We start from the raw sequence: 13,336 nt of genomic DNA, 5'->3' as shown, positions 1-13,336 counted from the left end.
AAGCTCAGTCCAGTGGCGGCAACGGCGACATGTCCAGCTCGGCGCCGCTCGCGCTCGCCCGTAGTTCGTTCACCAGCCGCAGCGTGTCCACCGCGGCCGAGCGGTTGGTGACCGCGACGCTCAGCGTGAGCGCGTGCGCGAGCACCAGGCCCGCGGTGATCTCGCTGGCCGTACTGGTGGTCGACTGCGGCGTGGAGAGCACCGCGTGCACCCGGTCGGCGAGTGCCATGCCAAGGCTCTCGGTGACCACCACGACCTTCGCGCCGACGCGTTCGGCGTGCCCGACCACCAGCGAGATCTCCCGGAACTCCCGGATCGGCGCGAACACGACGACCACCTCGTCCCGCCGCAGCGCCAGCAACTCGTCCGCGAGCCGGAAGCCGGTGGTCTCCACGCCGCGCGCCCGCAGCCCGATCCGCTTCAGCGACAGGCAGAGGTAGCTCGCCACCACGCCGGCCGGGCCGATGCCGTAGGTCATCACCTCCGGCGCCCCGATCAGCGCGTCGACCGCGCGCCGCCACGCCACCATGTCCAGCCCGCGGCGCAGCTGTCCGAGGAGCGCCACCGTGTCGTCCAGCACCCGGCCGACCGGACCGTCCTCCGTGGCTGCCCGAGCGAGGCGGTCGTCCATGGTCGCCGCCAGGTCGCGCTGCCGGGTCAGCGTGCCGAGGATCGTCCGCTTCAGCTCGCGATAACCCGTGTAGCCCAAGGCTTTCGTCGCGCGTACGACCGTCGCGTCGCTGGTCCCGGTCCGCGTGCCCAGCTCGCTCGCCGAGCACGCGACGACGATCTCCGGGTGGTCGGCCATGTACTCGGCCACCATGCGCTCGCTCGCGGACATCCCACCCGCCAGGGCCGCCACCCGCTCGTGCAGCGGAGCATCTGTAGCTTCCATTACCTTATTGACTCCTTCTTGTAGCGAATCCTACAGTGGCCGGTCAAGGGAGGTCTTGATGACGGATCGGGACACGGATCGGGCCGGTGGCGGCACCTGGGATGTCGTCGTGGTCGGCGTCGGGTCGATGGGCAGTATGGCGTTGTGGCACCTGGCCAGTCGGGGACTCCGCGTGCTGGGTGTCGAGCGGCACCAGATCGGGCACGAGCTGGGCGCCGCGGGCGGGCGCACGCGGATCTTCCGCGTGGCCTACAAGGAGGGCGCCTGGTACGTCCCGTTGCTGCGGCGTGCCGACGAGTTGTGGACCGAGCTGTCCGCGCTGACCGACACCGAGTTGTTGCGCCGCACCGGCGCGCTGACCATCGGCCCGGCGGGTCATCCCGAGGTGGTCGAGGTGCTGCGCAGCGTGCGGGAGTTCGACCTGCCGCACGAACTGCTCGACGGCCCCACACTCGCCGCCCGCTACCCCCAACACCGCCTGCACGACGACGACCTCGGCGTGTTCGACCCGCAGGGCGGCCTGCTGGCGCCGGTCACGGCGATCCGCACCGCCACGGGGCTCGCCGAGAGTCTCGGGGCGACGGTCCACACCGGACGTCAGGCGGTGCGGATCGAGGAAGCGGGTGACCATGTCCTGGTGCACACCACCGACGGGGTCGTCCGCGCGGGCCGGGTGCTGGTCTGCGGTGGTCCGTGGACCGGCGAGCTGTTCGGTGACGTCCGGGAGCGCTACGAGATCCGCCGGGTCGTGCTGCACTGGTTCCGCGCCGCCGACCCGGACCTGTTCGGACCGAGCCGCTTCCCGGTCGGCATCCGCCGCAGCGGGCCAGAGGCCGGGCTGTCGTTCTTCCCCGCCGGGCCGGACGGGCTGGTGAAGATCAACCTGCACATCCCGAAGACGCCGGTCACCGACCTCGACGAGTTCGACCGGACCGTGCCCGCCGACTACACCACCCGCGTCGAGGCGGCGGCCGCGCGGCTGTTCACCGGGGTCGAACCGGCCGCGGCCCGGGCGGCGGCGTACTTCGAGGGCTACACCCCCGACAACCACGGGCTGATCGGCCGCCCGGCAGGACACTCGCGCGTCGTGTCGATGAGCGGCTTCTCCGGGCACGGTTTCAAACTCGCGCCCGTGCTCGCCGAGCTGGGCGTGGACGTGCTGTTCGACCGCGCCGCCGGGGGCCCGCTCGACCACCTCGCGCTCGCCCGGACGACAGGAGGCCACGCGTGATCCGCATCGGAGTCGACGTCGGCGGCACGTTCACCGACGTCACCGCGTTGGACTCGGCCACCGGCCGGTTCCACGTCGTCAAGCTGCCCTCGACCGGCGACGACCAGTCGATCGCGGTCACCGAGGGCATCCGCCTGGTGCTCGCGGACGCGGACGCGACACCGGAACAGGTCGACTACCTCGGGCACGGCACCACGGTGGCCACCAACGCGTTGCTGGAGCGCAAGGGCGCTACGACCGCGCTGCTGGTCACCGCCGGGGTGGCGGACGTGTTGGAGATCGCCCGGCAGCGGCGCCCGCACCTGTACGACCTGTTCGCCGACAAGCCGCCCGTGCTGGTGCCCCGCGACCGCACGGTCCCGGTCGCCGAGCGGATCGGCGCGTCGGGCGAGGTGGTGCGGGAGTTGACCGACGCCGAGGTCGACCGCGTGATCGAGACCGTGCGGCGGACCGGCGCGGCGGCCGTCGCCATCTGCCTGCTGCACAGCTACCGGTCGGCCGGACACGAGCAGCGGGTGGAGGAGGCGCTGCGCGAGCGGCTGCCGGAGGTGTTCGTGTCCCGGTCCAGTCGGGTCGCACCCGAGTTCCGGGAGTACGAGCGGTTCTCCACGGCGGTGATCAACTCGTTCGTCGGGCCGGTGGTGTCCCGGTACGTGCGCAGGCTCAGCGAGCGCGTCGCCGCGACCGGGTTGCCGGTCGGTCCCCGGGTGATCCAGTCCAACGGCGGTCTCGCGTCGCCCGAGGCGGTCGCCGAGCGGCCGGTCACCGTGTTGCTGTCCGGACCGAGCGCGGGCGTCGTCGGCGCCGGCTACCTCGCCGGGCTGGCCGGACACCGCGACCTGATCACCTTCGACATGGGCGGCACGAGCACCGACGTGTGCCTGGTGCGCGGCGGCCGGCCGCGGTCGGCCAGCGAGCGCGGCCTCGGTGGCTACCCGATCCGGGTGCCGTCGGTGGACGTGCACACGATCGGGGCGGGCGGTGGCAGCATCGCCTCGGTCGACGGCGCGGGCGGGCTGCGGGTCGGCCCGGAGAGCGCTGGTGCCCGACCGGGCCCGGCGGCCTACGGCCACGGCGGCACCCAGCCCACGACGACCGACGCGAACGTGGTGCGGGGCAGGCAGAACCCGGTGTCCGCACTGGGCGGAGCGATGCCGATCGACCGCGTCGCCGCCGAGCGCGCGGTCGGCACGGTCGCCGAGGGCCTCGGCTGCGCACCGCTGGAAGCCGCACGCAGCATCGGCCGGCTCGCCAACTCGCACATGGCTCGCGCGGTCCGACGCGTGTCGGTGGAGGCGGGCGAGGACCCGAGGGACTACGTGCTGATGGCCTACGGCGGCGCCGGCCCGCTGCACGCGGCCGAGGTCGCCGAGGAGGTCGGCATGACCAGGCTGCTCGTGCCGCCGAACCCGGGCACGTTGTGCGCACTGGGCCTGCTCGTCAGCGACGTGCGCAGCGAGTTCAGCCGCGCGTTCCTGCGGCCGGCCGAGGCCGCCGTGCTGCCCGCGCTGAACGAGACGATCGCCGGGGTGGTCGCCGAGGCCAGGGCATGGCTCGACCGTGAGGCCCGGATCGCGACCCGGCACACGGTGACCGTCGCCGCCGACGCACGCTACCCGCGACAGAACTTCGAGCTGCGGATCGCGCTGCCCTCCGACGAGCTCGACGAGGCCGCGCTCGCCGCCGCGATCGCCGACTTCCACGCCCAGCACGAGAAGTCCTACGGCTTCGCGCACGCCGACGCGGCCGTGCAACTGGTGAACATCCGCGCGGTCGCGCACGGCGAGGTCGCGAAGCCCGACCTGCCCCGGCTACCCCAGGGCGGCGCCGCGCCGGACCCCGCCGCCCTGCGCGAGACCCGCGAGGCCGACTTCGGCGCCGACCACGGCACCGTGCCCACACCAGTGTTCGACCGGGCGAAGCTGTTGGCCGGCAACACGATCGCCGGCCCGGCGATCGTCGAACAGCTCGACTCGACCACGGTCGTCCCGCCCGGGTGGACGGCCACCGTCGACGAGTTCGGCAACCTGCTGATCGAGGTGATTCGATGACCACGGACCGGACCGTGGACCAGGTGACCGTTCAGGTCATCGGCAACGCGATGCTGTCGGTCGCCGAGGAGATGGGCGCGGTCCTGCGCCGGGCCAGCTACTCCACCAACATCAAGGAACGCGCCGACTGCTCCACCGCCCTCTTCGACGCGCGTGGCCGCCTCGTGGCACAGGCCGAGCACATCCCGATCCACATGGGCTCGATGAAGGGCCTGGTGACCGAACTCCTGGACACCGTCGGGGCCGACGGCCTGCGCGACGGCGACGTCTACATCACGAACGACCCGTACACCGGCGGCGGCACCCACCTGCCCGACATCACGATGGCGGCGCCGGTGTTCCTCGCCGGCCGGCTCGTCGGATTCAGCGCGAACATCGCCCACCACTCGGACGTCGGCGGTCACGTGCCGGGCAGCAACTCCGGTGACTCGACCTCGATCTTCCAGGAGGGGCTACGGATCCCCGCGGTCCGGTTCATGGTCGGGGGCACCGTGAACGAGGAGGTCGTCGCGTTCGTCACGCTGAACTCGCGACTCCCGGAGGAGCGGCGTGGCGACCTGCTCGCCCAGCTCGCCGCCGTGCACACCGGCGGCAGGCGGTTCGCCGACCTGCACGACAAGTACGGCAGCGAGACCGTCGTGGCGGCGAGCGAGCAGCTGCTCGAGTACGCGCGGAAGCGCCTCGAGCTCGCGGTCGGCGCGATCCCGGACGGCGTCTACACCGCGGCCGACTGGCTCGACGCCGACGAGCCGGGTCAGGAACCGATCCGGGTGCGGGCGGCGGTGACCGTCCGCGGCGCGGAGCTGTCGGTGTCGTTCGACGGCACCGGCCGCCAGGCGAACGTCGCGATCAACGTGGTCCGGTCCGCCCTCGAGGCCACCGTGTACTACGCACTGAAGGCCGCGCTGGACCCGGACATCCCGGCCAACGGCGGGTTCTTCGACGCGGTCGCCATCGACGCGCCGGAGGGCAGCATCGTCAACCCGCGCTCGCCAGCACCGGTCGCCGCGCGCACCGACGCCTGCCAGCGGATCGCCGACGTGCTGCTCGCCGCGCTGGCGAAGGCGGTGCCGGACCGGGTACCGGCCGGGTCGCACAGCTCCATCACCTACGTGACGTTCGCCGGTACCGACGCCGACTTCTTCGTCTACCCGGAGGTGATCGCGGGCGGCGCGGGCGCGCGCCCGGACCGCGACGGCCTGGACGCGGTGCAGGTGCACGTCACGAACTCCTCCAACCTGCCGATCGAGGCGCTGGAGCTGGAGTACCCGCTGCGGGTGGAGACCTACGAGCTGATCACCGACTCGGGCGGGGCGGGGGAGTACCGAGGCGGGCTCGGTGTGCGGCGGGACATCCGGGTGCTCGCCGACCACGCGACGTTCTCCGCGCACGCCGACCGGCAGACGTTCCCGCCGCAGGGGCTCGCGGGCGGCCGCGACGGCAGCACCGGCCGGTTCGTGCTGCGACCAGGTACCGACACCGAACAGGTGCTGCCCGGCGGGCGGGTCTCCGGAATCGCGCTGCGCGCCGGCGACGTGCTGCGGATCGAGAGCCCCGGCTCGGGCGGCTACGGCGACCCGCACGCCCGGCCGGCGGAGTCGGTCGCCGCGGACGTGCGACAGGGCAGGGTGAGCGCGGAGAGCGCCCGGGACGACTACGGCCGGTCCGATGCGTAGGGCCGCGTTCGCCCTGGTGGCCTGCCTGACGCTCGGTGCGTGTTCCGGGACGGCCGAGAGCGCGGCCGACTATCCGAGCCGGGCGATCGACTACGTGGTGCCGTTCGCGGCCGGCGGGTCGACCGACATCGCCGCACGCGCCGCGGCCGACGCGCTGTCCGGCGAGCTCGACGTGCCGGTGAACGTGATCAACAAACCGGGCGCGGACCAGATCATCGGCACCGACTCGGTGCGCACCGCCGACCCGGACGGCTACACCCTGCTGGCCGACGGCGCGGGGTCCAGCTCCATCCAGGGCCTGCTGCCGTACGTGCCGTACCCGTGGGACGACCGCACGTTCGTCGCCCGGTTCGCGCAGGGGCCGCACGTGTACGTGGTGGGCGGGGACTCGCCGTACCGGGACTTCGACGCGGTCGTCGCGGCCGCGCGGGAGGACCCGGAGCGGTTCACGGTCGGCTGGATCGGCGGCAGCAGCACCAGTGACTTCGCGACGCTGCAGTTCCTCGCGTCGAGCGGGATCGACGCCGGGAAGGTGCGACGGGTGCCGTTCCGCAGCTCCGGCGAGGTGATGCGCGCGGTCGCGGCCGGCGACATCGACTTCGGTGCGGGCGGTGCGAGTTCGGCGTTCAGCCTCGCCGGCACCGGAAAGCTGCGCGCCGTGGCGGTCACCGGCGACACCCCGGTGGACGAGCTGCCGGACACGCCGACGACCACCTCGCTGGGCCACCCGGAGCTGGACATGCGGTACTGGGTCGGCGTTTCCGCGCCGCCCGGGCTGCCCGGCGACATCACCGGCAAGCTCGCCGACGCCGTCGCCGCGATCGCGGAACAGGACGACGTGGTCGCCCGGCTGCGCGCGGTGGGGCTCGAACCAGCGGTGCTGACCGGCGAGGACCTGCGTACCGCCATCGGGCGCGAGAAGGACCGGTTCACCACGCTGTCCGACCAGGTCGGCGTCGCGGGCTGAGGCCAGGAGGAGGCACGATGACAACGAAGTCACGGCCCACGTCGGCGGCGTGGACGCCGATGCTGGTCCTGTTGCTGCTCGCCGCGCTCGCGGTCGAGGAGGGGCTGCGGCTGCTGCTGACCGTGGACCCGGCCGCGCAGGCGGACATGGCCGGCTGGTACGTGCTGGCGTTGGGGCTCGTGCTGGCCGTCACCACGCTGTACGCGGAACGGCCGGGGCGCGCGGTGTCCACATCGGAGGAGTCCGAAGAGGAGGGTGTGGTCCGGCCGGCCACGCCGCGGCGGGACATGGTGCTGTGCCTGGCCTTCTTCGCCGGCTACGCCGTTCTGCTCGGGACCGCCGGACACGTCGTCGCGGGCTGCGCCTCGGTCCTCGGGTACCTGCGGTTCGTCTCGCGTTACCCCTGGGTGCGCGCGATCGCTTACACGGCAGCGGTCAACGCCGTGCTCGTGACCCTGTTCGAGCTGTCGGGAGTGGTGCTCCCGACCGGACTTCTCGGCTTCTGAGGGAGGCGACCCATGGGGTTTTCCCAGTTGATGGCCGGGTTCGGCGAGGTGTTCCGGCCTGAGGTGCTGCTGCTGGCGTTCCTCGGCTGCCTGGCGGGAACGATGGTCGGCATCCTGCCCGGGCTCGGCCCGGTGTCGGCCGTCGCGATCCTGTTCCCGCTCACCACCTACCTCGGGCCCGCGGCCGCGATCGTGGTCCTCGCCGCCATCTACTACGGCGCCATGTACGGCGGGTCGACGAGCGCGATCCTGCTGAAGATCCCCGGCGAGGTGTCGTCGCTGCCCGCCGCGATCGAGGGCTACCCGATGACCCGCCGCGGCCGCGGGGGCACGGCGCTCGCCATCGCCGCCGGCGCCTCGTTCGTCGCGGGCATCGTCGGGACCGTCGGCATCGTGCTGGTCGGGCCGAGCCTCGCGGGGTTCGCGCTGGAGTTCGGGCCGCCGGAGATGCTCGGGTTGGTGTTGTTCAGCCTGACCGCGATCGCGGGCCTGTCGTCCGGCTCGGTGGTGCGCGGCATCGGGATGGCCGCGGCCGGGATGCTGGTCGCGTCGGTTGGCCTCGACCTGACGAGCAGCCAGCAGCGGATGACGTTCGGCTCGCTGCAGCTCATGCAGGGGCTGGACATCGTGCCGGTGATGATCGGCCTGTTCGGCATCGCGGAGGTGCTGCGCGTGTTGGAGCGCGGCACGGTCGACGCGCGTGCCGGTCGGGTCGGCGGCTTCCTGCCGACCAGGGACGAGCTGCGGCGCAGCGCGGGCGCCGCGGGTCGCGGCACCGTCACCGGTTTCGTGTTGGGACTGGTTCCCGGCATGCTCCCGTCCACGACGACGTTCCTGAGCTACGCGAGCGAACGCCGCCGCGCCGAGCGCAAGGGGAACTCGCGTTTCGGCGACGGTGCGGTGGAGGGCATCGGCGGCCCGGAGGCGGCGAACAACGCCACCGCCATGAGCGGGTTCGTGCCGCTGTTCAGCCTGGGCATCCCGACCGGACCCACGATGGCGTTGATCATGGCGGCACTGATGGTGTACGGCGTCGTGCCGGGTCCGACCATGTTCACGTCCAACAGCGACATCACCGCGGCCGTGATCGCGAGCTTCTTCGTGGCCAACGTGATCCTGCTGGTGCTGAACCTGCCACTGGCACCGGTGTGGGCGCGGGTCGCCCGCGTGCCGTACGGCCTGCTCGGCCCGATCATCCTGGTGTGCTGCGGGGTGGGTGCCTACACCGCGCGCAACAGCGTGTTCGACGTGTTCGTGTGCCTGCTGTCGGGGATCGCCGGCTGGGCCATGAGCAAGCGCGGCCTGCCGGTCGCCCCGTTCGTGATGGGCTTCATCCTCGGTCCGATGCTCGAGCTGTCCCTACGACAGAGCGTCGCCATCTCCCCGGTGTCGATGCTGCGGAGCCCGATCTTCCTGTTCTTCCTGGCCGCCGCGCTGATCTCGGTCGCTCTCGCCTACCGGATGCACCGCCGCCGGCAGGTCCCGGCCGACGCGAACGCCTGAGTTCGTGCGGGGGACGAACCGGATGAACGGCATGTGCCGCCCGACCGCTCGGAAATCGTCCGCCGAACCGTCGACCGAGAAGCCCATCAGGCGCGGGAGGAGGAACTTCGCGGCCATGCGATGCCGAGAGGCGTACTTCGCCATGATCTCCGCGCCCTCCTCGACCGGCAGCGGCACACCCGTCACCGGGATCGTGCGCCTGCCGACCTGGATGGTGACGTCGGGCGTGTGGAGAACGTTGCGGTACCACGCGGCTCCCGGCCCCCATCCCGACGCGACCACGTAGCCGTCGCCGGCATCGTGCGCGATGACCTCGAGAACGACCTGACGTCGCTTGCCGGTGACCCGGCCGACGTGGTGAACGAGCATCAGGCGACCGCCGAACATCCAGCCGAGACCTCGCCGGTAGAACGCGATGGGCAGCCGGAACAGTAGCCGGCTCAGTCCCTTCGGCAACCCGACCTGCTTGACGATCTCCATGGTTCCGCTCCTCTGTTCATGTGCCCACCAGCCTGTGCAGGACGGTCGCCACCGCGCCGGTGCCCGGACCGCCGAGTCCGCGATGCAGGAGCAGGCCGTCGACCGCGGCCACGAGCACCGCCGCTGTCTCGTCGGGGGCCGGTACCCCGTGTTCGCGCAGCCAGCTCCCCAGCCGTTGCCGGAACTCCTCGACCACGCCACTGAGCTGTTCACGCAACCGCTCGTCCCGGGTGGCCGCCAGGTACGCCTCGACGAACAGCAGCGACATCCGGTCGGCCCCGGTGTACCGGTCCACCGCCGCGAGCATCGCGTCGACCGCCTCGGCGGGGGTGCGCTCCGCGTCCCACGAGGCGTCCGCCTGGGCCAGCACCTGCCGCATGAGGCCGACCACGGCCTCGTTCAGCAGCGCCGGCAACGACGGGAAGTGGTAGTGCACGACGCTCGGACTCACTCCCGCCCGCTCGGCCAGGACCCGGGTGCTGACCGCCGTCCAGCCGCGTTCCGGGATGAGCTCGACCGCGGCGGCCAACAGCCGCTTCCGCACCTCGTGTCCGCGCGCCGCCGCCGGAGAACTCATCAGCACCTCTGGGTCAGTTGACCTGATCGATCGTCCTGTACGAATGCCCTGACCGTACACCCTGGTGCGGCGAGGAGCGAAGGGGGTGGATCGGCATGTGGGCCACCGTCTCCCGAACTACACAGGCGTGTAGTAAAGTGTCCGATTGGATAGGATGATGTACGTCTGAGCAGGAGGATGGGTATGCAGCCTGATCCGGAGGACCTCACCGCTCGTGCCCGGATCCGGGATGCGGCGCTCCGGTTGTTCGGGGAGCAGGGGTTCGACCGGGCGACGATCCGTGGGATCGCGGAGGTCGCGGGGGTGTCCTCGGGGTTGGTGCGTCACCACTTCGGCTCGAAGGAGGCGTTGCGTGACGAGTGCGACGCGTATCTGGCAAGAGCGCTGACGCGACTCAACGACCAGGTCCGGGCCGACATGGCCACGAGCGAGACGAACTACCTGGCCGTCGCGGTGTCGGTGTTCGCGCCCTACCGGAGCTACATCTCGCGGGCGCTGGTCGAGGGCCGCGTGGCGCCGCTGTTCGACACGTTGGCCGACCTGAGCGCGGAGTGGCTCGCGGAGCGCGACGAGAACCGTGCCGATCCGCCGGAGGTTCCCCTGAAGGCGCGGGCCGCGGTGGGCACCGCGATGTCACTCGCGGTCAGTGTGCTCTACGAACACGTTTCCCGGCGTCTCGGTGTGGACGTGTTCAGCGCGGAGGGGCAGGTCCTGCTCGCCAGGACCCTCCTCGACCTCTACTCACATCCCTGGCTCAGTCCGGAAGAGGCCGCCGCGCTCCGGGCTCGACTACCCGAGGACAGCGGCTCCGACACAGCAGAAGGAGGCGCGTGATGACCGAGACGATCTCGGTGCGTGGACTGGTCAAGACGTTCGACGCCACCCGGGCGCTGGACGGCCTGAACCTCAGCGTCAAGACCGGCGAGGTGCACGGCTTCCTGGGACCGAACGGCGCGGGGAAGAGCACCACGATCCGGATCCTGCTGGGCTTGCTGCACGCGGACGCGGGCACGGTCCAGTTGCTCGGTGGTGACCCGTGGCGCGACGCGACCGAGTTGCACCGACGCCTGGCGTACGTGCCGGGAGACGTCACGCTCTGGCCGGGACTGTCCGGAGGTGAGATCATCGACCTTCTCCTGCAGGTACGCGGCCGCGTGAACACGTCGAGGCGGGACGAGCTGATCGAGCGCTTCGACCTCGACCCGCGGACCAAGGGCCGGGCCTATTCGAAAGGCAACCGGCAGAAGGTCGCGCTGATCGCCGCGCTCGCCTCCGACGCCGAGCTGTTGATCCTCGACGAACCGACATCGGGCCTGGATCCGCTGATGGAAATCGTGTTCCGTGAAGTCGTACGCGAGGAGCAGGAGCGCAACGGCCGTACCGTCCTGCTGTCCAGCCACATCCTCGCCGAGGTCGAGGCGTTGTGTGAACGCGTCACGATCATCCGGGACGGCCGGACCGTCGACACCGGCAGCCTGGTGGAGATGCGGCACCTGACCCGGACCTCGATCCGCGCCGAACTCTCCAGGCCCGCGGACGGCCTCGCCGACCTGCGGGGTGTCCACGACCTGCGGATCGACGGCGAAATCGTGCACTTCGACGTCGAGCCCGGGACGCTGGGGGCGACACTGCGCTTCCTCGACTCACGCGGCGTGCGGGCACTGACCAGCAGCCCGCCGACGCTCGAGGAGCTGTTCCTGCGGCACTACGCCACAACCTGCGACAGCACGCCGGAGGCGGCGCGATGAACGTGTTGGCGGGAACGCGGTTACTGACGCGGTTGGCCGTCCGCCGCGAGCGGACCACCGCGCCGTGGTGGATCGTGGCCGTGGTGGGCCTCGGCCTGACGATGGTCGCCTACATCGACCGGAACATGCCGACTCCGGGCGTACTGGCCACCTACGCCGAGACGATCAACGCCAACGTCTTCTTCCGAGCGCTCGGCGGCGGGACCTCGGTGATCGCCGACCGCGGGTTCATGACCGCGTGGCGCAGCGGCGGTTTCCTCTACCTCCTCACCGCGATCGCCGCGCTGCTCGCGGTCGTGCGGCACACCCGGGCCGACGAGGACACGGGCCGGACCGAGCTGCTCCGTTCCGGTGTGGTGAGCCGGTTCGCCGCGCTGACCTCAGCGCTGCTGGTGGCCGCGACCGTATCGCTGGTCGCCGGCGCGCTGACCGCGCTCGCGCAGATCGGCGCCGGGTTGGCGCCGTTCGGTTCGCTGACCTACGGCGCCGCCATCGCCGCGGCGGGCTGGCTGTTCGGTTCGATCGCCGCCGTGGCCGCCCAGCTCGCGCGGAACGCCCGTACGGCCAGGGCGATCACGTTGTTCACCCTCGGGATCTCCTACCTCCTGCGCTACGCCGGCGATGCCAGCGGTCAGGCGTGGCTGGCGTACGTCTCACCGATGGGATGGATCCACGCGGTCCAGCCGTACCGCCACGACAGGTGGTGGATGCTGGCCGTCCTCACCGGAACCGTGGCGGTCCTGGTGGCCGTCGCCTACCTCCTCAACGACCGCCGTGACCTCGGGGAGGGTCTGCTCCCCGAGCGCCGTGGGCGCGCCACCGCTCCTGGTCTGCGCGGTCCGGCCAGGCTGTCCTGGCGGCTGCACCGAGGCCTGTTCACGAAGTGGGCGATCGGGATCGGCGTGTTCGCTGTCGGCGCCGCCGGGATCGGCACGATCGTTCCCGACGTCGGCGCGCTGCCGCCGGACAGCTTCGGGCTTCTGCAGCAGGGCTTCGGCAGTGGCGGCAACTCGGCCGACTACGTCGATTTCTTTCTGTGGGCCGGAGTCCTGCTCTTCGCACACGTCATCAGCATCTACCCGGTACTGATGATCCAGCGGCTGCGGGCCGAGGAGCGTTCGGGCCGGGCCGAACTGGCTCAGGGCACCCCGATGACCCGTGTCCGGTGGGCGGCCGGCCAACTGGCCGTCACCGCGCTCGGCACAGCCGGACTGTTCACGTTGACCGGGCTGGTCCTCGGATTCTGCTACGGCCTGTTCACCGACGACCTTCCGGGCCCGCTGGTCCCGGTTCTGATCGCCGCACTGAGCTGCGTCCCGGCGGCGTGGCTGATCACGGCGGTCAGCTTCCTGGCGTACGCGCTGACGCCGCGGTTCGCTATGCCGATCTCGTGGGCCGTCGTGGTCTGGACCGCCGTACTCGGCAAGATCGCCGGACCGCTGTACAACGTGTGGGGCGGGACGCCGTTCGAGCCGTTCCACTACGTGCCCAACACGCTGGCGGGCCAGCCGTTCAGCCCGTTCCCGATCCTGACGACACTGGCGCTGACAGCGCTGCTCCTCCTGGGTGGGCTCACCACCCTGCGACGTCGCGACTTCGGTCGGTAGTCCCGCACGCGCCGTGCTCGGTGGCGGGTACTGGACATGTCTACAAGCCGCCGTCACAGCGCCGTTCCGCTCGCTGGCACAGTCCAGTAGGAACT

Annotated in this window: 11 protein-coding genes and 1 pseudogene; 9 read left to right on the top strand and 3 right to left on the bottom strand. The window is 71.5% G+C overall.

What is annotated here, in order from left to right; all coding sequences use genetic code 11:
* Positions 1 to 4: 4 nt before the first annotated feature.
* The gene (locus tag JT362_RS15395) at positions 5 to 895 is read right to left on the bottom strand and encodes a MurR/RpiR family transcriptional regulator (RefSeq protein WP_260191886.1); all 891 of its coding nucleotides are present in this window, start codon (positions 893 to 895) and stop codon (positions 5 to 7) included.
* Positions 896 to 953: 58 nt separating this feature from the next.
* Here JT362_RS15395 and solA point away from each other — a divergent pair, with 58 nt between their 5' ends.
* From solA to JT362_RS15365, 6 genes and pseudogenes are all read left to right on the top strand, one after another.
* Positions 954 to 2,126, top strand: a complete 1,173-nt coding sequence (gene solA / locus JT362_RS15390; protein ID WP_260191885.1) for an N-methyl-L-tryptophan oxidase — start codon at positions 954 to 956, stop codon at positions 2,124 to 2,126.
* Positions 2,123 to 4,177, top strand: coding sequence for a hydantoinase/oxoprolinase family protein (locus tag JT362_RS15385; protein WP_260191884.1), 2,055 nt, complete (start codon positions 2,123 to 2,125; stop codon positions 4,175 to 4,177). Before solA ends, JT362_RS15385 begins: the two co-directional genes overlap by 4 nt.
* Complete coding sequence (locus tag JT362_RS15380; RefSeq protein WP_260191883.1) at positions 4,174 to 5,853, top strand: hydantoinase B/oxoprolinase family protein; 1,680 nt, start codon at positions 4,174 to 4,176, stop codon at positions 5,851 to 5,853. The genes JT362_RS15385 and JT362_RS15380 overlap by 4 nt, the downstream gene beginning before the upstream one ends.
* Positions 5,846 to 6,820, top strand: a complete 975-nt coding sequence (locus JT362_RS15375; protein WP_260191882.1) for a Bug family tripartite tricarboxylate transporter substrate binding protein — start codon at positions 5,846 to 5,848, stop codon at positions 6,818 to 6,820. The genes JT362_RS15380 and JT362_RS15375 overlap by 8 nt, the downstream gene beginning before the upstream one ends.
* A 17-nt stretch (positions 6,821 to 6,837) precedes the next feature.
* On the top strand, positions 6,838 to 7,326 hold the full coding sequence (locus JT362_RS15370) for a tripartite tricarboxylate transporter TctB family protein (protein ID WP_260191881.1): 489 nt from the start codon (positions 6,838 to 6,840) through the stop codon (positions 7,324 to 7,326).
* A gap of 12 nt (positions 7,327 to 7,338) precedes the next feature.
* A pseudogene (locus tag JT362_RS15365) lies at positions 7,339 to 8,637 on the top strand (tripartite tricarboxylate transporter permease); the annotation flags it as partial.
* Between the two features lie 48 nt (positions 8,638 to 8,685).
* Here JT362_RS15365 and JT362_RS35765 read toward each other — a convergent pair.
* Together JT362_RS35765 and JT362_RS15355 are read right to left on the bottom strand one after the other, a co-directional pair.
* Positions 8,686 to 9,309, bottom strand: coding sequence for a nitroreductase family deazaflavin-dependent oxidoreductase (locus JT362_RS35765; RefSeq protein ID WP_311202711.1), 624 nt, complete (start codon positions 9,307 to 9,309; stop codon positions 8,686 to 8,688).
* A 16-nt stretch (positions 9,310 to 9,325) separates the two neighbouring features.
* Positions 9,326 to 9,886, bottom strand: coding sequence for a TetR/AcrR family transcriptional regulator (locus JT362_RS15355; protein WP_260191879.1), 561 nt, complete (start codon positions 9,884 to 9,886; stop codon positions 9,326 to 9,328).
* A gap of 183 nt (positions 9,887 to 10,069) precedes the next feature.
* Here JT362_RS15355 and JT362_RS15350 point away from each other — a divergent pair, with 183 nt between their 5' ends.
* Genes JT362_RS15350 through JT362_RS15340 form a run of 3 tightly spaced genes read left to right on the top strand, consistent with a single transcriptional unit; the run spans position 10,070 to position 13,241 of the window.
* Positions 10,070 to 10,720 (top strand): TetR/AcrR family transcriptional regulator, encoded by a 651-nt coding sequence (locus JT362_RS15350; RefSeq protein WP_260191878.1) that lies wholly within the window; start codon positions 10,070 to 10,072, stop codon positions 10,718 to 10,720.
* Positions 10,720 to 11,634, top strand: coding sequence for an ABC transporter ATP-binding protein (locus JT362_RS15345; RefSeq protein ID WP_260191877.1), 915 nt, complete (start codon positions 10,720 to 10,722; stop codon positions 11,632 to 11,634). The genes JT362_RS15350 and JT362_RS15345 overlap by 1 nt, the downstream gene beginning before the upstream one ends.
* Positions 11,631 to 13,241, top strand: a complete 1,611-nt coding sequence (locus JT362_RS15340) for an ABC transporter permease (protein ID WP_260191876.1) — start codon at positions 11,631 to 11,633, stop codon at positions 13,239 to 13,241. Before JT362_RS15345 ends, JT362_RS15340 begins: the two co-directional genes overlap by 4 nt.
* The last annotated feature ends 95 nt before the right edge of the window (positions 13,242 to 13,336 follow it).

Origin of the sequence: Actinophytocola gossypii (assembly GCF_025165815.1) — a bacterium.
In the GTDB taxonomy this organism is placed as follows: Bacteria; Actinomycetota; Actinomycetes; order Mycobacteriales; family Pseudonocardiaceae; genus Actinophytocola; species Actinophytocola gossypii.
The sequence above is the reverse complement of the archived record's forward strand: the minus strand, read 5'-3'. Positions and strand labels throughout refer to the sequence as shown.

Bases quoted from the DNA above. Each gene is read 5' to 3' on its own strand.
- JT362_RS15370 (WP_260191881.1), top strand. From the start codon at position 6,838: ATGACAACGAAGTCACGGCCCACGTCGGCGGCGTGGACGCCGATGCTG.
- JT362_RS15345 (WP_260191877.1), top strand. From the start codon at position 10,720: ATGACCGAGACGATCTCGGTGCGTGGACTGGTCAAGACGTTCGACGCC.
- JT362_RS15350 (WP_260191878.1), top strand. From the start codon at position 10,070: ATGCAGCCTGATCCGGAGGACCTCACCGCTCGTGCCCGGATCCGGGAT.
- JT362_RS35765 (WP_311202711.1), bottom strand. From the start codon at position 9,309: ATGGAGATCGTCAAGCAGGTCGGGTTGCCGAAGGGACTGAGCCGGCTA.
- JT362_RS15375 (WP_260191882.1), top strand. From the start codon at position 5,846: ATGCGTAGGGCCGCGTTCGCCCTGGTGGCCTGCCTGACGCTCGGTGCG.
- JT362_RS15380 (WP_260191883.1), top strand. From the start codon at position 4,174: ATGACCACGGACCGGACCGTGGACCAGGTGACCGTTCAGGTCATCGGC.
- JT362_RS15340 (WP_260191876.1), top strand. From the start codon at position 11,631: ATGAACGTGTTGGCGGGAACGCGGTTACTGACGCGGTTGGCCGTCCGC.
- JT362_RS15395 (WP_260191886.1), bottom strand. From the start codon at position 895: ATGGAAGCTACAGATGCTCCGCTGCACGAGCGGGTGGCGGCCCTGGCG.
- JT362_RS15355 (WP_260191879.1), bottom strand. From the start codon at position 9,886: ATGAGTTCTCCGGCGGCGGCGCGCGGACACGAGGTGCGGAAGCGGCTG.
- solA (WP_260191885.1), top strand. From the start codon at position 954: ATGACGGATCGGGACACGGATCGGGCCGGTGGCGGCACCTGGGATGTC.